Genomic DNA, 19,716 nt, shown 5'->3' with positions numbered 1-19,716 from the left:
TGCCGACAGGCCGCTGCCCGCACCGCTCGCCGCCCTGACGTGGCGTCAACCCGGTGTATACATGGTGTTAATGGGTGATGCATCCGACAGTCTCAGCAGCATGGATAACTCGTAACACGACCCACAAATTCTCCACATGCCGGGCGCAGTGTGGGCATCGTGTGACTGCGCGGCCAACCGGGCCGCAGCACCACGCGCCACCCGGCGAACAGCGACCAGGTGGTGCCCGCACCAGCAGGGGGAACCTGTGCCGAAGTCCTTCACCGCCCGCCGCCTGACCGCCGCAGCCCTCACGGCCGGCGCGCTGACCGCCGTCCTCGCGGTGCCGGCCACCGCCGCCGACCACCACCGGGCACCGCGCCCGAACGTGGAGATCAGCGACGCCCAGTACAACTCCCCGGGCCGTGACGACCGCTCCAACCGCTCCCTGAACAAGGAGTGGGTGGAGATCACCAACCACAGCCGCCGCTCGGTCAACCTCGACGGCTGGACACTGCGGGACGAGGACGGCCACCGCTACACCTTCGACAGCTACCGCCTGGACGGGCGGTCCACCGTCCGCGTCCACACCGGACGTGGCCGCGACACCGACACCGACGTCTACCAGGACCGCCGCCACTACGTCTGGGACAACCGCTCCGACACCGCCACCCTCCGCAACCACCACGGCCGCTTCATCGACGAGGCGTCCTGGGGCCGCAACCGCCACGGCGGCCGCGACTGACGACCGGCTGACGCGCCAGTGACCTGACCCGCCGGCACGGCCCCCAAACCCGAGCGGCACGCCACCAGCCAGGTGGCGTGCCGCTTCTCGTCACCCGGCCGAGGGCGGTGGTGCCGGACTCAGCGCGCCAGGGTGACGGTGACCGGCACGTCGGGGCAGTCGCCGAGAAGATCAGCGAGGGCCTCGGCCTCGTCCGTGTCCACGCTCAAACCCCAGCGCATCTTGTCGGCGACCCAGTCGGTGGCGTACTGGCAGCGGTACCCGCTGGCCGGCGGCAGCCACGTGGCCGGGACCTGGTCGGCCTTGGATCGGTTGGAGGCGGCCGAGACGGCGATCAGCACACGGTCGTCGCCCAAGTCGTTGGCGTAAGCCTCCCGCTCCGCAGCGCTCCAGGCGGAGGCGCCGGAATCCCAGGCCTCGGCGAGCGGCACCAGGTCGTCGATGTCCAGGCCGGACGGGCCCTGGATGTAACGGTCGTCGTAGACGCTGCACCACTGGCCGCCGCTCAGCGCACACCGCGCGCCCTGCTCGGGCGCCACGACGGCTTCATCAAAAAACCTCGGCGCGGGTGCTGCAACCGTCCCGGTCGACGTCGACCCAGCGCTTGAAGGCGGCGCGCTCGTAACCGGTGCGGTCCTCAGCAACGATCGGCATCTGGCCGAGGGCGTGGCGCACGGGCAGCGTGATGGTTTCCCCCAGTGCCGCGGCCGGGGCGGCGTGGGCGGTGGTCGAGATGAGCAGGGTGGCCAGCACGGCAGCCGTGGCGGTGGTCCGGGCGAAGCGCCCAGGCGTCCGGCCAGTGCCCACGGCCGGTATTCGACAAGGGGTAGGGCGTCCGTATGCGTCCAGTTGGTCAGAGCCTCGGCGTGGTGCCAGCCCCGCCAGAGACGGGGCTAACACCGTTCGGTGGAGGCGGTTCGCGGCTCCCTTCACCGAGTCGTCAGTTCTCCGGCTGTGCGCCACACGCTGGAGCAGTTTTCTCCAGTACTGGCCCGGTGACGCGCCCCGGGTAGCCATCGGTGATGCCTTCCATGAACGCAGTACTGAGCTCGTCGCCCTGGCTGAGCTTGCCCTCAGAGCGTTGCCATTCCTCGGAGTTGCGGTCCATGAAGCTCATGAGGACGCGCCCTATCCCCCGCATCTTCACCCACTTTCCCGAGCTAGGTTCGTGGTACTGCATGTGACGCCCCGTCATAATTATTTCGGTACACGGAGGGAGAGATCGGTTTTCGAACTGCACGAGTACTGACTTCGAGTTCACGCCGTCAGGCAACATCACCTGCATCTCGATCACGACGAAGTAGATGGGAATCGGATCGGGCGACCGGTTCATAATGTGCAGCTCGTACGAGTCCGATGACTCTGACGTCACCCCGTCGAGCTGCTCCCAGAATGAGACGCGTGTGGCCTGGCTTTGCCTGTCCACCTCCGCGTCTTCGCGTGACTGATTCAGTTGTTCTTGGGCAATTTCGGCCGAGTAGTACGTTGCGATGCCAGTGAACAGCAGAGTCCCGATCGCCGCGATGATCGCCACGATCGTGCTCCAGCGTGTCCAGTCGACACTCTGCCACCAGCGGCCTGCTGGCAGAGGTCGAGCCCGCACCCGACCCGGTGCGGGACGATGACGGGCCAGGCGTACCCGCATCGCACGGTCGCGCATATTTGCCATCTTCCCCCCTAAACGTCCTGCACTTTAGGACGTCGGCACATCGCTCCTGGATCCGGTCCTGTCGGCCCGGCTGTCACCGGTATGGACCGACGCACGCAGCAGCACGCCCCTGTGACCCACGCCACGGCGGACCTGTCCCTCCCCGACGACGTCGGCATGGCCCCCGCCCACCACTACCGCTTCGACCTCAGCCCGGTCTGGGTCCCCGGCAACCCCACCCGCCCGGACCGGCTCATCTGGGACACCCACTCCGACACCGCACACGATCACGTGGTCGAGCTCCTGACACGTTCAGCGGCCCGCATCTTTAGGAGCCGTCTACCGGCCCAGCACGCCCTGCTCGGGAACCATCCAGCTCGGCTCCGGCAGCGCGCAGTTGATCAGCAACGGTTAGGCCCGCTCGTCTGCCTCGTGTCCGGGGTGCTGCCGCAGGTCCAGGAAGCAGCGCAGCCGGACACCTGGCTCGCCCGGCTCGTGCGTGGTGCGGTCCGCAAGCGCGATCGCCCACCGTGTGGCGAGCAGCTCTTGGACGGCGAAAGCAGTGTCGTCATCGGCGGCGGCGACCTCCACGACCGCGAGTCCCGGCTGTGCCACATGTGCTTCGTTGATCGGTTTCATACCCAGCACGACGCGCCGGTGCTGGCCGGAGTTCTCGCGTCCGGGCAGCGTCACCCGACCGGGTAGGGAGAGGAATGCGTCCTGACCGACCGCGTACCTGAATGTGCGGTGCCTGGCCGTGTCCGGTACGACCATTCCACCCACACGGGCGGCGCACTGGAGGATCGCCCGACAGCGCTGTCACGGAGCCGATACCAACGGCTCATGCTCACAACTGTGCTGCGCGGCCTGGCCGCCGCCTCCCTCGCTGCTCTGTCCTTCACGGTCTCCTCTTCCGCTCATGCCGCGGAGACGCTGCCGCTGGCCGAGGCTGTCACCCGTCTGCCGGTCGATACCGAGTCCCGCGACGGCTACAGCCGGGACGCTTTCCGCCACTGGAACACCGGAGACAACCCGTCCGACGGCTGCTCCACCCGCAACGAGGTCCTGATCGCGGAGGCGGTCGAGCCGCCCACGGTCGGGTCCGGGTGCCGCCTGACGGGCGGCAGCTGGTGGTCGTATTACGACCAGGTGTGGGTGACCTCCGCCTCTGGTCTGGACATCGACCACATGGTGCCGCTCGCGGAGAGCTGGGACAGCGGGGCGTCGGCTTGGTCGGCGCAGCGCCGTGAGGCGTACGCCAACGATCAGGGAGCGGCGGCGAGTCTGGTGGCGGTCACAGCCCGCTCGAATCGGTCGAAGGCCGACCAGGATCCTTCGACGTGGTTGCCGCCAGCCGCTGAGGTGCACTGCCGGTACGTCGCGGAATGGGTGGCCACGAAGCTCCGCTGGAGCCTGACGGCTGACGAGGCGGAGGTGGCAGCCCTGGAGGAGACGGCGGCCGGCTGTCCGGACCAGAGCGTGACGTACGAACCGGCCATGTAACCGAAAGGCCCAGCTCGCCGTCCGGTGCGGTGAAGTCGCGCGTCCGGACTCTCGCTGTTTCTCGCCACTGTGACCGCATCACCGTCCCACCGGCGCTCCCTCCGCCGAGGACCGAAACCGCACGTTCTGCGAAACACCCCCGCGTCGGCGGGGAGGACGCCAAGCAGGACCGCGCCGCCCGCGACACCAGCGGAACACCCCCGCGTCGGCGGGGAGGACTGATGCTCGGGCCAGTCGTCCTCCAGGCCTCGCGGAACACCCCCGCGTCGGCGGGGAGGACCCGGCCATCATGAGCAGCCGCCCGGACGCCCACATCGGAACACCCCCGCGTCGGCGGGGAGGACGGGTGGACGATGGCCCGGCTGTGGACCTGCGGCGGAACACCCCCGCGTCGGCGGGGAGGACGACTACCCCACCACCCGCGCCTACGAGGAAGCCGGAACACTCCCGCGTCGGCGGGGAGGACGAGAACCGGGTCAGGAGGTTCGGCGCGATCAGCGGAACACCCCCGCGTCGGCGGGGAGGACACCAGCGAGGTGGTCGAGGGCCTGCGTCGGATCGGAACACCCCCGCGTCGGCGGGGAGGACCACGCCGCATCGCAGTGGCGCAAGGCGTGGCGCGGAACACCCCCGCGTCGGCGGGGAGGACGGCGCGGTCGCCGTCACGTGCTGCCTGATCGTCGGAACACCCCCGCGTCGGCGGGGAGGACACTTCTCCTCCTGGACGAACCGACGCCGATGCACAAGAAGCCACGAGCAGGACTACAACCGCCACGGATACAGACCACTAGATCACAGAGAGCCGCATGAGCGGCTAACCCGCAGACTGATCGGGCGGGCACAGGCCCGGCCCCTTGATCACTCCTGGAAGGGATCAACCCTGGCCTGCTCCCGTTGTCTCACCTCGCGAAGACGATCGAACAGCTCCACCCAGGCCCGACTGGCGGCCGCCTTCCGCTGGGCCCGGTCCGGCCGGCCGACACGCGGCCTCTTCGCCTTCGTGTCCTTCGGCCCGCTGTGATCACCGCTGGTCAGCTGAACCCGCTTAGCCGAACCATCACGCTTCTGCCGGTCTCCGCTGGTCATGACTCCGACCGTACGCCGCGCCCGACCCACACGAAAGCGGGCGCCCTGGGAATCCTGACCACGCGCCATCGGAGTTTAAGCAGTCCAGGCATAGGTGGAACTGACCACCAGACACCGCCCGACGGCTCTGTTGCACGAGCGGCAGAGCGTGCGCAGTTATCCAAGCCATGCCGCCCGCCTGCCGAGCTGGTACCTGACGCAGGAGATCTGGACGGGCGTCGGCTAGCGCGAAGCCCCTCCTCAATCACGGGCGCGATCCGGTAGACCCAAACGCGGTCGAGTTCGTGCAGCCGGGTGTTGCGTCCGGGCAGGCGCCCGTACACGCTTCCGGGTCGCGCCAGTGCTGCTGCGGTCCGAATACCGGGCGGTGGGTGGCCGACCGCTGTCAGGTGCCCTCGGAGGTTGCGCCCTTGAGAAACTGCTCGACCTCGTTGGCGACGCTCGGTTCGGCGGTCGAGGCGCGGCGACTGGTGCGCGTGGATCCTTCGTGTACGCCGAGGCCGCCGACCCAGTGGTATCCGAATATGGTGTCGTCGTCGATCTCGGGACAGATCTGGATATCGATCTGCTTAAGCTTCGCGGGAGTCGCGGCAGCGTAGATGACTGCTGTCACGCGACGATGCGGGTAGAGGTTGAACTCCCTGATACGGCTGGACCCGTAGATGTCGACGAAGGCCTCGTGCCCGTCACGTCCCACCCTCACATCGACGTGCTTCGGGTGGTCTCGGAAGTCAATGCCGTAGTACTCGCTGCCGCGGTTTTCGAAGGTGACTTGGAAGCTGACGTAGGTCAGGCCCTTGGCGTCGTCGTCTCGGCCACGTGACGGCTTGGCCTTCTTCAGGTCGTGCACGCGTACCCGCAGCCCAGACAGTTCGTCGGACTGGTACTCCTGCCAGTCGCCGATGACGTTCGGTACATCCATGTCCCCCACCCCTCAGTCCCCTGGATGGTCAACGTACTGGGTGAAGACGTGCTGCCGCGACCGGGCCTGCTGGAGCAGGAGCACCCAGGTCAGAAGGCTGTGGCCCTGTCTAGGCCAGCACTGATCTCATCCTCCACCACACGCGAAGCTGCGCGAACGGCAGAATACTTCTCTTGAGTGGGCAGATCTTACGGACCGCGATCTGGTTCAGCCTGGCACGGGCCCGCTCCACCCACTCCGGAACACCCCCCGCCGACGAGGCGGGCACCGGGTCCCCGATGACGCCTCGGGCCGGAACACCCCCGCGTCGGCGGGGAGGACCGGCCGTAGCCGACGAGGTAGATCGTGCCGTCCGGAACACCCCCGCGTCGACGGGGAGGACGTCGTCACCGCGCAGGCATGGATCGAGCTGCGCGGAACACCCCCGCGTTCGGCGGGGAGGGCGCCGCCATCCCGGCCCCGGACAGCTGGAGCAGCGGAACACCCCCGCGTCGGCGGGGAGGACGGAGACTCCGGGACTTGGTCGACGACCCAGTTCGGAACACCCCCACGTCGGCGGGGAGGACTACCTCGACCGCATCGCCCAGGTCCACGTCCGCGGATCACCCCTGCGTCGGCGGGGAGGACTCGAGCCGAACGTCGAGCACCTCGCATATGCGCGGAACACCCCCACGTCGGTGGGGAGGACCGCGGTGCGAGCCGCTATGAGGCCGCCGCAGACGGAACACCCCCGCGTCGGCGGGGAGGACTCGCACTCCAGGCCCTCGAGGATGTCTTGCCACGGAGCACCTCGCGTCGGCGGGGAGGACGAGATCGATGAGGACGTGGCGGACCTGACCGAAGGAATACCCCCGCGTCGGCGGGGAGGACGCTACCCCCGACCCCTACAGCGACCCGCTGGTCGGAACACCCCCGCGTCGGCGGGGAGGACCGGCCGCCCAGCTTCACCTCGGGCCTGATCTTCGGAATACCCCCGCGTCGGCGGGGAGGACGCCATCCGCCACCAGGCCGGCCTCGCCCACGACGGAACACCCCCGCGTCGGCGGGGAGGACCTCCCTGCCGGCACTGGCTACGTCCGTCACGCCGGAACACCCCCGCGTCGGCGGGGAGGACGGGGACCTTCTCTCTCTCGGCGCGCGGCACGGCGGAACACCCCCGCGTCGGCGGGGAGGAATCTGAGGGCGTCTTCCATGCCGACCGCGGCCAGCGGAACACCCCCGCGTCGGCGGGGAGGACGAGCCTGCCTACAGCAACACCAACATCAACTACGGAACACCCCCGCGTCGGCGGGGAGGATCCCGTGAAGCGCAGCACCGGGCCGCCCTCCACCGGAACACCCCCGCATCGGCGGGGAAGACGCCCCCAGCAGCAGCGCGATGACCAGGGACGACGGAACACCCCCGCGTCGGCGGGGAGGACTCCCTGCGGACGCTGACGTCGTTCTCGGTGAGCGGAACACCCCCGCGTCGGCGGGGAGGACCACCCAGACCGCGTGACTCCGCCCCAGAAGGGCGGAACACCCCCGCGTCGGCGGGGAGGACCTCGCCAACAACGTCGACATCGTCACCGAAGCCGGAACACCCCCGCGTCGGCGGGCAGGACCCCGGGGTCTCGACCGCGGGGATGCCCGACCGCGGAACACCCCCGCGTCGGCGGGGAGGACGTCGCCCCCGCCCTTTGTCCGGGACGGGAGGACGGAACACCCCCGCGTCGGCGGGGAGGACCGGTAGGCGTCGGGCGCGGTGGGCCGGTTGGCCGGAACACCCCCGCGTCGTCGGGGAGGACCCGAGCTGCTTGACGGCCTCGGGCTGGGCGAGTGGAACACCCCGCATCGGGGGAACGAAAGTTCAGGTCAGTGGCCGGGGGCGGGCGGCCACGGCCTTGCCTGGGTGTGGTCAGCGTCGTTTGCCGAGGCCAGGTAGTCCAGCGGAGATGGTGTGGATGCTCTGGCCGACTTGGACGACGGGGGGCTTCCTGCTGCCGGCAGCTGCCTGGGCTACCGCCTCGGCCTCGCGTTTGCGTTGCGCTGCGGCTCGCCGACGGGTTGCTCGGCACGGCGGTGGTGCTCGGCATTGACGGCGCGGCGGCGGTTGTTGGCCTCCTGTCGGGCCCGGGCGGAGGTCTTGCCTGACGCTGCGGCAGGTGGAGGCTCGAGGGGAGGTAGGAACGGGTTGGTGGATACAGGCGGTTTGGGCCAATCCATGCTGCCCCCTGTTCTCGTGCTGTGTCCTGGTTTGTTCATGGTGGCGGGACGCGTGGAGGCGGGCAAGGTTCGGGGCACCGACAGCGGGTCGCCTCCTGCCGAAGAGGCACTGCGGCCCCCACCGAGCGGAATACCCCGGGCGGGCTGCACTACGCGTAGACACGCCCGCGTCGGCGGGGAGGACCCCTCGCCCTGGGGGCCGTCGGCCGGGCGGAACGGAACACCCCCACGTCGGCGGGGAGGACGTGTCCGAACGGGGCCGGAAGAACTGCACGGGCGGAACACCCCCGCGTCGGCGGGGAGGACCCGCTCGTCGGTCATGTCCGTGTCCGGCGGTGCGGAACACCCCCGCGTCGGCGGGGAGGACCGCAACAGCGGGCCGCTGTGGCAAAGCCTGGGCGGAACACCCCCGCGTCGGCGGGGAGGACCGGGCCCCGAGCAGCGCCCGAATCTCCTCGTGCGGAACACCCCCGCGTCGGCGGGGAGGACGCCATCCCGATTCCGATGATCCCCATAGCGATCGGAACACCCCCGCGTCGGCGGGGAGGACACGACCCGTTGACGAACATCGGAGCGCCAAGGCGGAACACCCCCGCGTCGGCGGGGAGGACCCGGGGGGAGCGAGTTGTAGGTCACTGGGCCCAGGGAACACCCCCGCGTCGGCGGGGAGGACAACCCACACCGGCCGGGGCTCTCGACGTCTCACGGAACACCCCTGCGTTGGCGGGGAGGACGCCACATGCCCGGGGTCGGCGCGCCTGCGGTTCGGAACACCCCCGCGTCGGCGGGGAGGACCATCGCGTTGACATTGCGGGACGCGGCGTTCGCGGAACACCCCCGCGTCGGCGGGGAGGACTCCCCCAGCGTCAGCCCCTGGGACGTGCACCGCGGAACACCCCCGCGTCGGCGGGGAGGACCCGCTCTCCCCCTGTGGGAGGGCGGGGCCGCCTGGAACACCCCCGCGTCGGCGGGGAGGACGGCCCTACGCGTGCGCGCGCGAGGGAGCCCGGTGGAACACCCCCGCGTCGGCGGGGAGGACGCCTGGGCGGGGACGTCGACGATGCGGCGGGCCGGAACACCCCCGCGTCGGCGGGGAGGACCTGCATGACGTCCCCGAAGGTTCGTTATGAACCGGAACACCCCCGCGTCGGCGGGGAGGACACGTGGTCGGGTGGCACCTGCCACGGGTACGGCGGAACACCCCCGCGTCGGCGGGGAGGACACCGTGTCGGGGGTGGGGGTGGACATGTTCACCGGAACACCCCCGCGTCGGCGGGGAGGACGACGTCCACCGCCTCGCCGCCAACGCCGCCACCGGAACACCCCCGCGTCGGCGGGGAGGACCGCAACAGCGGGCCGCTGTGGCAAAGCCTGGGCGGAACACCCCCGCGTCGGCGGGGAGGACGACGCCAGCCGGTACTCGGCAGGCTGCAGCAGCGGAACACCCCCGCGTCGGCGGGGAGGACGCCACCACGTGGTCACTCAAGAAGACGCTCACCGGAACACCCCCGCGTCGGCGGGGAGGACATCGCCCCAACCGGCGACATCACCCTCAACGACGGAACACCCCCGCGTCGGCGGGGAGGACTTGTACGAGTCTTCGCCGATGACCTTGCCGACCGGAACACCCCCGCGTCGGCGGGGAGGACGGCGCGTGGTTCGCCGGGCCGTTCGTCGACTTCGGAACACCCCCGCGTCGGCGGGGAGGACCTCGTCGAAGCGGGGAACTACGCGCGGGACTGCGGAACACCCCCGCGTCGGCGGGGAGGACGACGACTGGTCCGTCACGGACCCGATCCCCGGCGGAACACCCCCGCGTCGGCGGGGAGGACGCCGAAGCCGCCCGCGAAGCCGAAGCCGAAGCCGGAACACCCCCGCGTCGGCGGGGAGGACCGTAGCAGCCACAGGATCTCGCCCCACCGGTCCGGAACACCCTCGCGTCGGCGGGGAGGACACATGCTCGCCAAGGTCGCGGAAGCCCCGGCCGGAGCACCCCCGCGTCGACAGGGAAGACCACGTTGCCTGGCTCGGCGACCACGTCGAGGGCGGAACACCCCCACGTCAGCGGGGAGGACTCACGGGCGGCCTCGACCAGTGACATGCGCAGCGGAGCACCCCCGCGTCGGCGGGGAGGACGCAAACACGCGATCGGCACACTTTGTTGAGGCGGGACCCCTCAGCGTCGGCGCACACGACATCGACTACCTCTTCGTCGACGAGATTCACAACGGACCACCTCCGCATCGGCGGAGACGACGGCGACCGGTACCGCGGGGAAATCCTGCCAGTCGAAGCACCTTCGCGTCGGCGAAGAGAGGCAGCGTCACGGGCACCATCCTGTCCGATCGGGGCCACCGCGTCGGCAAGGACGACGTCTGAAACCGCGTTCGCATCGTCGACGATCGGAGCCCTCCGTTGGCGGAGAGGACCCGACACCGGCCCCAAGGACGGCGGCCACATCGGAAGACCCCCCGCTCGGCGGGGAGGATGTTAACTCGAGAACAGCCCCAGCCTGCGCCGACGGGAACACCCCGGCTTCGGCGGGGAAGACGGATTCCGCGGTTCCTACGCCCGGTCGCTGGACGGAACCCCCTACGTCGGCAGGGAGGACGTCTCGTGGAGCAGGGCGACGGTGTCGGCTGTAGAACACCCCCGCGTCGGCGGGAAGACCGCCCGGTGTCCCGGCCGATCTGCGCGAACACCGGAACACCCCCGCGTCGGCGGGAGGGACCTCGCCACCGAACTGTCCGCGAGCGACCTGCGCGGAATACTTCCGCGTCGGCGAGGAGGACACCGGGTCTGGGCACGGGATCCGGAAACACGGCGGAACACCCCCGCGTCGGCGGGGAGGAGTTGCCCTGCGCGTCCCCGTATCCGAGCCGGGTAGGAACCCCCCGCGTTGGCGGGGAGGAGCCGGCCGGTCTGTGGCGAGGACAACGGATTCGTCGGAACACCCCCGCGTTGGCGGGAAGGACCCGGGCGACCCAAACGCCCTTGTCGCCCGATTTGGAACACTCCCGCGTCGGCGGGGAGGAGGAGGGCCTCCTCTCGTACACCCGCGCACCACGGAACACCCCCGCGTCGGCGGGGAGGACATCACGATGAACGTCGGAGGGGCGGTTCATTTGGCCGGCTTGTTGAGGGGTGACAGGGGTGTGCTGTTGGGGTTTTGCTGCACGTCCAGGCCCTTGGCACGTTCGAGGCGGCTTGTGCCGTCCGGTGCGGCGGTGAGGGCGGGGTCATCTACGTTCGTGTGGAGTCAGCATGTCCGCTTGTGACCGGGCGTTTCGTCCTGCGGTGTGGCCCGGTTGCGCAGAACGTGTTCGGCCGGCGGGGGTCGTCTGCATGTAAGAGGTGACGGACCCCTGGGGTCCGTCACCGTTGGCTCAGAAGAGCCAGCTGACGAGTTCGCTGGTCAGAGCACGGATTACCGCGCTGACCACTACGCGTGAGGTACTGAGAAGTACTTCGCGACGCAGGACGAACTTGTGCAGGAACCGGGACACTGCATCTCCAGAGCGCAGACTGGGCCGAGGTTGCGCCACATCCCTCGGGAGGGTCGTGGGTTCGTCTCGGCGTTGTCGTCGTCTGGAGAGTCAATGGGGCTCCGCGCACCTCCCAGGGAGGCGTGCAGCGGTATGTACTCTACGGCGGATGCACGCTGGTGTGGCAGCGCTTGAGGGAATCCCTCCCCGCTGGTCTTCAAAGAAGTGCAGCAGGAGGGCGGGGGAGGGGGGAGTTGCGGTCGGGTCTTTCTGCCGCGACCTTTTGAGGCACAGCTGCACTGCATCCGTGACAAGGAGCACCCCATGTCCCTGGACCCCCGCCTGTGGGGCAAGGCTGCCGGGCTGGGCAAGGACGCCGGCGGGGCTCACCGCACGCACCCTTTGATCTGTCATCTGCTGGATACGGCCGCCGTCGCGGAGGTCGTCTGGGATGAGCTGCTGACCTCGCACCAGCGGAGCATGGTGGTCGGGGCGCTGCAGGTTCCGGAGGAGGAGATGCGGGCGCTCGCGGCGTTCTGGGCGGGACTGCACGACATCGGGAAGATCAGCGTGCCGTTCCAGCTCCACTGGGCCGGCCCGAAGAACGCGGATGGAGAGCTGCTGGCGCAGGAGCTGTGCGGTGAGCGGGGGTACGGATTCGCGGCTGGCGCCGCGCAGGACAGGCAGTCGCACGAGGCGGCAGCGCACTGGTGGCTGGTGGGGATGTTCGAGGAGATCGGCTATCCGTCGTCGAGGCGGCGTCCGCAGTCCCAGCTCAGTCACGCGGTGGCCCAGATGCTCGGCGGGCACGGCGGTCGCTACCACCCGGTCGTCCGCGGCAAGGACTACAGGTGCCCTGCCGTCCGTCATCCTGGTCTGGGCACGGGTGGGTGGGAGGAGCAGCGGCGGGTCCACTTTGATGAGGTGCGCAGAGTGACAGGGGCGACCTCGGTTCCGCGAGGGCGGATGACGCCGGGAGCGGCTGTCGTTCTGACGGGGCTGGTGGTTTTGTCGGACTGGCTGGCCAGCATCGAGGTGGAGATTCAGGCCAGGCTCAGGCAGGAGGGATGGGCCGGGGCTCCTGAAGACCTGGACACTTACTGGCAGATCGCCCGCGAGGCGGCTCTCCGTCTGGTGCAGAAGACCGACCTGCTCGGGACGGGTTTCACCCGGCCGGACCCGGTTCAGTGTGCGGATGAGACCAGCCTTCTGGCCAGCATGGAGGGCCAGCTGCCTGATTTGGTGACCGAACACGGTCCGGGCCTGGTGGTGGTGACGTCTTCGCCGTCGGAGGAGCGTACGGAGGCGGCTCTTCGCGCAGCGGCGGCCTTGGGGCATGCAGCGGGCGCGCGCGGTCTTTTCTATGCGCTGCCGACCGGTTCATCGGCCGACAGCCACATGGCGCAGGTGCATGCTTTCGCTGAGCAGGCCCTGACGGGCCCGTGGCGGTCGCTGCTGTTGCACAGCTCTTCGCGGTTGAAGCCGGCGGAAGCCGCAAGGCAGTGGGCGCAGGCCCGTGCGGCCGGTGATGTCAGCGCGGAGCCTGGCGAGGAGTGGGCGCCGGCGGCGAACAGCTGGCTCAACTCCCATCACCGCGCGCTGCTTGCTGCGCTGGGCACGGGGACGGTGGACGAACTTCTCCAGGCGGTCATGCCGGTGAAGTTCAACGTGATGCGGCTCTTCGCGTTCTCCGGCAAGGTCGTCGTGGTGGATGAGGCCCATGCCCGCGGCGCCTGGGGGCAGAAGCTGATGCTCCGGTTCCTGGAGTGGGCCGCTGCGCTGCGGATTCCGGTTGTCCTGGCTGCGTTGTCTGCGGACAAGTCGGTTGATGCGATGCTGGCGGCCTATCAGCGTGGCGCTGGAGGGGGCGGGGAGCCGATGGTGCAGCCTCGCCGGCTGCCGGCGTGGTCGTTCGTGGATGCTCATAGCGGACGCGGGCACGTGCCGCGGCAGCCCGCGGGAGCCGTTCGCGCCAGCACGCTCAGCGTCAGGGTCCGTGATGGTGCGCCGTACGACGAGATCCAGGCGGCTCTTGTGCCGCTGGCCGAGGCCGGCAGCGGCAGGGCCGTGGTCTACCGGCCGACGCCTGCGGACGCCATCGCTACGTTTTGTCAGCTCTCGCAGGACCTGCCCGGCCTGGACGTGAGCTTGGTTCATCAGCAGATGCACAACAAGGACCGGTGGCGGCGTCTGGCGGCCTGCCGGGACACCTTCTCTCCCGGCGTCGGCGTAAGCGGTCCTTCCGTGCTGGTGACGACGCCGATGCTGGAACACGTCAGAGGTCTGCGATTCGACCTCGTCATATCGGGGCCGGCGCCGCTCGCGGGCCTCTTGGCCCGTGCGGCGCAGGGCGCGGGCGACCGGCCGCGGCTCGTGGTGCTCAAGGCGGACAGCACGTCTGAACTGGACGACGTCGCCCTGGTGCGGCGTACTGGCATGGTCCTGGGGGCCGGCAGGACGATTTCCATGCCGCAGGACGTGCCCCTGCTGTTGGACGAGGTGTACGCCGACGAACTCGTCGACAGGGTGGGGGAGGCTGCGGCGCGTGAGCTTCAGCAGCTGGACAACCGGCGGACGGTCCGAGAGCGGAGAGCCACCGGTACCGCAGGCTGGCTGCAGGTGCCAGGGCCGCGGGAGCTTGACGGCGACCTCGGCCTGCTGAGCCGCGACCACCCCGGTATGGAGCCCGAACTGCTCTCCTGCGTGCTCGGCGAGGAGATGGTGCATGTGGTGTGCCTGCACCAGGGGTCTCTCCTGGAGGACGGAATCCCCAAGGAGAAGCTTGCACTCGACTCCAAGAAGCGCAGACCGAAGCCGGGCCAGCTTGTCCCCTATCTGATCCCCGTACCGCAGCGGCTCGTCGAGGGCGTGACGGGCGATGCGAACAGCGTCTGGCGCGGCATGGCCGCCCTCAAAAATGTCCTCCGGCTGAACATGGCCCCGGAAGACGGTACGTGGGTGCGAACCGGCGAGGGGCACCGCTTCCGCTTAAGCGAACTGGGCCTGACTGTCGATCAATTACCGTAACAGCCCACATCCTCCCTGCTTGTCCTTCTAGGATTCCGTGACGCGCAACAAGGGGGGAGGGGGCGCGTGAACACGTCTGCGTCCAATCTGATCGACCAGCCATGGATCCCGGTCGCATGGGTGAAGGGGCAGTCGGGCCCCCCTGAAGTGGGGCTCAGGGACCTGTTTGTGCACGCCCGGGAGATCCGCACCCTGCTGGTCCCGGAAGCTCCGGCTCACTCGGCGCTGCTGCGCCTGCTGTATGCGCTGACCGCCCGGATCACCGCCCTGGACGAGGCAGGTCCCGGAAGCTGGGGCGAGCGGCGGGAACAGGTCAGGGAACAGGGGTTTCTCGAGCAGAGCATCGACCTGCCGGACGGCCGCAAAGCCGGCATCGAGGGCTACTTCGGTCAGTGGAGCCACCGCTTCGACCTGTTTAACGGCGATCGTCCGTGGCTCCAGGACCCCCGCCTGCCTGACCAGTGCGACAGGAACAACACTGCCGGCGTCCACAAGCTGCTCATGAGCCGGGCAGCGGGCAACAATCACTCCTGGTTCGAGCACTGGAGCCACGACAATCCCGTACCTCTCGATCTTTCGCAGTCGGCATTAGCGCTGCTGACCTGGCATTACTGGGGAGACCCCGGCGGCCTTTCGAGACGTGCGGTCGGGCCGGTGAGGAGCCACTATGCGAAAGCCTCACCCCTGCGGGCCGCGCTGTCGTACCACCCGCAGTGCGACAACCTGCTCCTGACGCTCCTGGCCGGTCTCACTCCGCCGGACGGCAGCGTCAGCCGGCACACGGACCTGTGCCCGTGGGAGCGTGAAGATCTCCCGGACCCGCTCAAACCGATGCCCGAGCCGCAGGGTCCCTGCTCACGGCTCACCGCCTGCTCACAGCACGCACTCCATCTCGTCCCCGCCCCGGACGGCGAGCATACGGCCGACGCGTACATCACCTGGGCTTATGACGCCGAGCGGATCCGGCCGGAAGACGATTACCTGATCTGGGACATCAGCAAGGACGGGAAGACATCCCCCCGGCTCGCACACTCCTCCCGTTCCCTGTGGCGCGACATCGACGCCCTCCTGCTCAAGCAACTGGACGACGCACACCCCGTCCAGCCGAAGGTCATGGACCATGCCTTCGACGTCAGCGAGTACTTACGGGTACGCGCCCTCGGCTTCGAACAGGACGCCAACCAGGCAGCCAACCACCAGTACGTCGACTCCGTGACCCCGGTGCTCCTGTCCCGAGTGGAAGAGGACGCGCCAAGCACCGAGCGGCCCGTACGCCAGCTCCGCGAACTCGGCGAGCTCTTCGGGCACCGGCTGGAGCAGGCCACGAAGGAAGCCTGGCTGAAGTACACCGATGACAAGAAGAACGACCCGGGGGCCTGGCTGGACGCGGTCGCGGCACGGTACTGGCCGTCGGCGGAGGACGAGTTCTGGTCGCGGTTCATGCAGTTGACACGCTCTGACGGCGCCATGGACACCGGGTTCGACTTCGAGGCCGCGTGCCGAGCCTTCGGGCGGCACGCTCTCGACGCCTACGAGGCGGTGACCGACTCCGTGACGCGCACACCACGGGGTGCGAAGGCCGTCACCAAGGCGAAAGCCGTCATCCTCGCCGCCCTGAAAGACCCGCACAAGGCGATGCAACAAGCGGTGACGAAAAGCGCGGCCAAGAAGTCGTGACCGTCGCCCGCCAACCCGAGGACAAGCTGTGACCTTCCAAGCATCCCAACCGAGCAAGCGGCAGACGCAACGCGCCGCGTACGCCGCATTCACCGCACACATCGAGCATCTGTGCCGCACAGACCCCGGTGCCCGTGCGGCACTGCGCGCGGGCCTGCGCCGCGACCTGGACCACCCGCGCACACGCCCCATGCACCGGCTGCTGACGCCGCGGCTGCCGGAAGGGTGCGACGACAAGACAGCGCAGGCTTACTACACGGTGGCCTCGCTGATCGCAGCTCAGCCCCGGCACGCCTTCTCACCCGACCAGGCAGATGACGAAGACACCGCAGACAAACACCGGGCGGCAAAGCAGCAGGCTACCCAGGAGGAGGGACAACCGGACGAGAGGCAGACTCCGCCCGGGCCGATCCCGTATGGCTCCTCGTTCGGTGCCACCCTGGGCCAGGCCGTCACCGCAAAGGGCGCCTCGATGCGGATGAGTGCCGCGGAGAGCCGTATCAACCTCCTGACGCGGCAGAGCCTGCGCGGTATCCACCTGCACCTTCCTGCTGCGGTGAATCAGGTACGCACCACCGACGCCTCCATCGACTGGGGACAGCTGCTGGCAGACCTCATCGACTGGCAGTACCAGTCGGGGCGTATCAGCCGCCGCTGGCTGCAGGACTTCTACCGGATCACGGCCGGCGCCGACCAGGACTGACCCCTCACCCACAGGAGATCCCCGATGAACCTCAAGCCACGCTTCATCGACATCCACGTCGTCCAGCCAGTTCCCTACGCGAACCTGAACCGGGACGACACCAACTCGGTGAAAAGCATGCTCTACGGTGACGTCCTGCGCACCCGCATCTCCAGCCAGTCCTGGAAGCGGGCCATCCGCGAGCACTTCCAGGACACGCTCGGCGAAAACGCGCTGCGCACACGCCGTATCGGCGAGCGGGTCGCCGAGGTGCTTCACGAGCGTGGGTGGGACAAGGCCCTTGCCGAACGTGCGGGCGCGCACGTCGCGGCGGGGAGCAGCATCAAGTGGGAGGTGGCCAAGGGGAAGGACAAGCAGCCCATCACGAACAAGGTCCTGACCAACGCACTCGTCTATCTCCCCGAGGACGCTGTCGAGGACTTGGCCGACATCGCCGAAGCCCACAAGGAAGCGCTCACGACCGACTTCACCGGCAAAGGGAAGAGTAAACCCGAAAGCGCCCTGAAAGGAAAGATCGACAACGTCCTGGCCAAAAGGAACGGGGTCATCAACCTCTTCGGTCGTATGCTCACCGAAGTCGACCAGGCCAATGTCGACGGTGCCGTCCAGGTCGCGCACGCCTTCACCACGCACACCACCGAAGTCGAACTCGACTACTTCGCAGCTGTCGACGATGTCACCGAGGCGAAGGGCGATGAAACGGGCAGCGGTCACATGGGCACGGCCGAGTTCAGCACCGGCACCTTCTACCGGTTCGCCACCGTCGATCTCAAGGAACTCACCAAGAACCTGAGCGATGAAAGCGACATCGCACTCGATGCAGCCCGCGAACTCGTCGGCCAGTTCCTGCTCTCCTTCATCGAGTCCCTGCCGCAGGCGAAGAAGAACTCCACCGCCCCGCACACCATCCCGCATCTGGTCCACGTGGCGGTCCGCTCCGACCGGCCGCTGTCGTTCGCCGCAGCCTTCGAGGAACCGGTCCGATCAGCCGGACACGGCGGATTCGTCGGACGCTCCGTGGAAGGCATCGATGCGTACGCCAAGGCCGCGAACACCCTCCTCGGCCCCGACCGCGTTCTACACGCGGCACACGCTTCACTCCAGTTCGACAAGCTCGAGCACCTCGGTGAGCGTCACTCGTCCTTCGAGGCTCTCGTCACCACTACCGTGGACTTCGCTCTCGCCGAGGTCCCGCAGTGACCGACCGTCCCTCCCAAGGGCTGCTGTTGCGTCTGGCAGGCCCGCTCCAGTCCTGGGGCACGCACAGCAAGTACACACGGCGTGACACAGCCCGATTCCCCACTCGGTCCGGCATCGTGGGCATGCTGGCCGCAGGTCTCGGACGAGCCCGCCAGGCCCCCGTGGACGATCTCACGAAGCTGTCGATGACCGTACGTGTCGACCGACCCGGTGTCGTGCTGTCCGACTTCCACACCGTCGGCGGTGGACTGCCCGCCGATGAAACGGTGATCACCGTCGATGGAAAACACCGCCCCAAAGGTAAGGGCACTCTGACATCCAAGCGTCAGTACCTAGCCGACGCCGCTTTCACGCTCGCGCTGACGTGCGACGACGAAGCGCTGCTGTACGAGTGCGCCGCCGCCCTGCGTGACCCGTACTGGCCGCTCTATCTCGGCCGCCGGTCATGCCCGCCGGAAGGCCCGATCCTGCTGGGCCACGGAGAGGATCCGCTGCGCCACCTGGTCCAGCTGCCCCTGGCGGCCAAGAGACCGCGCAGCGGCCGGCAGCCGATCGAGTTCTACGGCGACAGACCGCTCGGTGCGCTCCCCGTGAACTCCGACGCCCCGGACAAAGGTGACGGGGATCACCACAGTGGCGAGATCACCGACGAGCCGATGTCTTTCGCCCCACTGGCGCGCCAGTACCGGCCTCGCCCGCTGTACCGGCGTGCCGTGCACCTGCCGGACGCCGCCTACAAAGGCTTCGGAACCGGCTACCTGGAGACGCTTCAGAACTACATCGACGCCCACTTCACGACGGCGGAAAGAAGCACCCGATGACTGCAGTTACCGACCCCACACCTTGCCCACGAAGCTGATCCACTACGCCAGGAAGGAGCCGCCACATGAGCCCCGGCGTGGCCCTCGCCCGCATCCGCCTCAATCCCCACAGCCGCGCCGTCCAGCGCGACCTGCGCAACGCCACCAACATGCACCGCACCCTTATGCGTCTGGTACCCGACGGACTGGGCGGCAGCCCTCGCCAGGCGGCCGGACTCCTGTACCGCCTCGACGTAACCGACACCTTCAGCACGCTCCTGGTCCAAGCCACCGCCCTCGACCCGACACGCCTGCCCGACGACTACGGCCACGCCGACGTCAAAGACCTCACCCCGGTACTCAACGCCCTCAAAAAGGGCCTCGCCGTCCGCTACCGCACCGTCGTCAACCCGGTCAAAACCGAACGCCTGTCATTGGAGAACAAGGGCCGACGCGGCAAACGCATCGCGCTCACCGGACCGGACGCCGACCAGTGGTGGGCACGCCGCGCCCACCAGGCCGGACTGCACCTGACCACAGCGCTGCCCACCCCGGTCGCTGCCGTGCACAGCAGCGGCGACAGCACCGCCGTGCGGCATCACCTGGTGCGCTATGACGGCACCGCCATCGTCACCGACCCTGACGCCCTGGCCGAGGCCGTACTGACCGGCATCGGACGGGCCAAGTCCTACGGCGCCGGCCTGCTCAGCCTTGCCCGCTCAGCCGCATGAGCCCAC

12 protein-coding genes, 1 pseudogene and 4 CRISPR repeat arrays are annotated in these 19,716 nt (G+C 68.8%); of the genes and pseudogenes, 8 read left to right on the top strand and 5 right to left on the bottom strand.

Annotation, left to right across the window (positions count from 1 at the left end; genetic code table 11):
• Positions 1–247 precede the first annotated feature (247 nt).
• The gene (locus CCN29_RS11310; RefSeq protein WP_442538317.1) at positions 248–724 is read left to right on the top strand and encodes a lamin tail domain-containing protein; all 477 of its coding nucleotides are present in this window, start codon (positions 248–250) and stop codon (positions 722–724) included.
• A 119-nt stretch (positions 725–843) separates the two neighbouring features.
• Here the strand turns inward: CCN29_RS11310 and CCN29_RS35775 are convergent.
• The 3 genes and pseudogenes from CCN29_RS35775 to CCN29_RS11295 form a co-directional block, all read right to left on the bottom strand.
• A pseudogene (locus CCN29_RS35775) lies at positions 844–1,378 on the bottom strand (HNH endonuclease family protein).
• 286 nt (positions 1,379–1,664) lie between these two features.
• Positions 1,665–2,258 carry a hypothetical protein gene (locus CCN29_RS11300; protein WP_086681348.1) on the bottom strand — a complete coding sequence of 198 codons (594 nt, stop codon included), beginning with the start codon at positions 2,256–2,258 and terminating at the stop codon, positions 1,665–1,667.
• Positions 2,259–2,783: 525 nt separating this feature from the next.
• The gene (locus CCN29_RS11295; protein WP_086681411.1) at positions 2,784–3,011 is read right to left on the bottom strand and encodes a DUF6207 family protein; all 228 of its coding nucleotides are present in this window, start codon (positions 3,009–3,011) and stop codon (positions 2,784–2,786) included.
• 204 nt (positions 3,012–3,215) lie between these two features.
• On the opposite strand from CCN29_RS11295, the gene CCN29_RS11290 reads away from it, so the two are divergent.
• Positions 3,216–3,875: an HNH endonuclease family protein gene (locus CCN29_RS11290; RefSeq protein ID WP_086681345.1), complete on the top strand. Its 660-nt coding sequence runs from the start codon at positions 3,216–3,218 to the stop codon at positions 3,873–3,875.
• 129 nt (positions 3,876–4,004) lie between these two features.
• Positions 4,005–4,585: direct repeats of the CRISPR family, unit length 29 nt; unit sequence CGGAACACCCCCGCGTCGGCGGGGAGGAC.
• 148 nt (positions 4,586–4,733) lie between these two features.
• Here CCN29_RS11290 and CCN29_RS11285 read toward each other — a convergent pair.
• Together CCN29_RS11285 and CCN29_RS11280 are read right to left on the bottom strand one after the other, a co-directional pair.
• A complete protein-coding gene (locus CCN29_RS11285; protein ID WP_247692796.1) occupies positions 4,734–4,961 on the bottom strand; it encodes a hypothetical protein in 228 nt (75 codons plus the stop codon).
• A 385-nt stretch (positions 4,962–5,346) separates the two neighbouring features.
• The gene (locus CCN29_RS11280) at positions 5,347–5,883 is read right to left on the bottom strand and encodes a hypothetical protein (RefSeq protein ID WP_210909871.1); all 537 of its coding nucleotides are present in this window, start codon (positions 5,881–5,883) and stop codon (positions 5,347–5,349) included.
• Positions 5,884–6,359: 476 nt separating this feature from the next.
• Positions 6,360–6,632: direct repeats of the CRISPR family, unit length 29 nt; unit sequence CGGAACACCCCCGCGTCGGCGGGGAGGAC.
• Between the two features lie 91 nt (positions 6,633–6,723).
• Positions 6,724–7,669: a CRISPR direct-repeat array (repeat unit 29 nt; unit sequence CGGAACACCCCCGCGTCGGCGGGGAGGAC).
• Positions 7,670–8,241: 572 nt separating this feature from the next.
• A CRISPR array of direct repeats spans positions 8,242–10,223; the repeat unit is 29 nt; unit sequence CGGAACACCCCCGCGTCGGCGGGGAGGAC.
• Between the two features lie 1,673 nt (positions 10,224–11,896).
• Here CCN29_RS11280 and CCN29_RS11275 point away from each other — a divergent pair.
• From CCN29_RS11275 to cas6e, 6 genes are all read left to right on the top strand, one after another.
• The gene (locus CCN29_RS11275; protein ID WP_086681339.1) at positions 11,897–14,599 is read left to right on the top strand and encodes a CRISPR-associated endonuclease Cas3''; all 2,703 of its coding nucleotides are present in this window, start codon (positions 11,897–11,899) and stop codon (positions 14,597–14,599) included.
• A gap of 66 nt (positions 14,600–14,665) precedes the next feature.
• Positions 14,666–16,276, top strand: a complete 1,611-nt coding sequence (casA, locus tag CCN29_RS11270) for a type I-E CRISPR-associated protein Cse1/CasA (protein WP_086681336.1) — start codon at positions 14,666–14,668, stop codon at positions 16,274–16,276.
• Positions 16,277–16,304: 28 nt separating this feature from the next.
• The gene (gene casB / locus CCN29_RS11265; RefSeq protein ID WP_086681334.1) at positions 16,305–16,979 is read left to right on the top strand and encodes a type I-E CRISPR-associated protein Cse2/CasB; all 675 of its coding nucleotides are present in this window, start codon (positions 16,305–16,307) and stop codon (positions 16,977–16,979) included.
• Positions 16,980–17,003: 24 nt separating this feature from the next.
• Positions 17,004–18,179, top strand: coding sequence for a type I-E CRISPR-associated protein Cas7/Cse4/CasC (gene cas7e / locus CCN29_RS11260; protein WP_086681330.1), 1,176 nt, complete (start codon positions 17,004–17,006; stop codon positions 18,177–18,179).
• Complete coding sequence (gene cas5e, locus CCN29_RS11255) at positions 18,176–19,000, top strand: type I-E CRISPR-associated protein Cas5/CasD (protein WP_086681326.1); 825 nt, start codon at positions 18,176–18,178, stop codon at positions 18,998–19,000. Before cas7e ends, cas5e begins: the two co-directional genes overlap by 4 nt.
• A 65-nt stretch (positions 19,001–19,065) precedes the next feature.
• Positions 19,066–19,710 carry a type I-E CRISPR-associated protein Cas6/Cse3/CasE gene (gene cas6e, locus CCN29_RS11250; RefSeq protein WP_086681323.1) on the top strand — a complete coding sequence of 215 codons (645 nt, stop codon included), beginning with the start codon at positions 19,066–19,068 and terminating at the stop codon, positions 19,708–19,710.
• The last annotated feature ends 6 nt before the right edge of the window (positions 19,711–19,716 follow it).

This window comes from Streptomyces pseudogriseolus (genome assembly GCA_002154585.1).
Lineage (GTDB): Bacteria > Actinomycetota > Actinomycetes > Streptomycetales > Streptomycetaceae > Streptomyces > Streptomyces pseudogriseolus.
This window is presented reverse-complemented; position numbering and strand designations above follow the sequence as displayed.

Coding starts and splice junctions, on each gene's coding strand:
- CCN29_RS11295 (WP_086681411.1), bottom strand. CDS start 3,011: ATGAAACCGATCAACGAAGCACATGTGGCACAGCCGGGACTCGCGGTC.
- CCN29_RS11290 (WP_086681345.1), top strand. CDS start 3,216: ATGCTCACAACTGTGCTGCGCGGCCTGGCCGCCGCCTCCCTCGCTGCT.
- CCN29_RS11285 (WP_247692796.1), bottom strand. CDS start 4,961: ATGACCAGCGGAGACCGGCAGAAGCGTGATGGTTCGGCTAAGCGGGTT.
- CCN29_RS11280 (WP_210909871.1), bottom strand. CDS start 5,883: ATGGATGTACCGAACGTCATCGGCGACTGGCAGGAGTACCAGTCCGAC.
- CCN29_RS11275 (WP_086681339.1), top strand. CDS start 11,897: ATGTCCCTGGACCCCCGCCTGTGGGGCAAGGCTGCCGGGCTGGGCAAG.
- cas7e (WP_086681330.1), top strand. CDS start 17,004: ATGAACCTCAAGCCACGCTTCATCGACATCCACGTCGTCCAGCCAGTT.
- cas6e (WP_086681323.1), top strand. CDS start 19,066: ATGAGCCCCGGCGTGGCCCTCGCCCGCATCCGCCTCAATCCCCACAGC.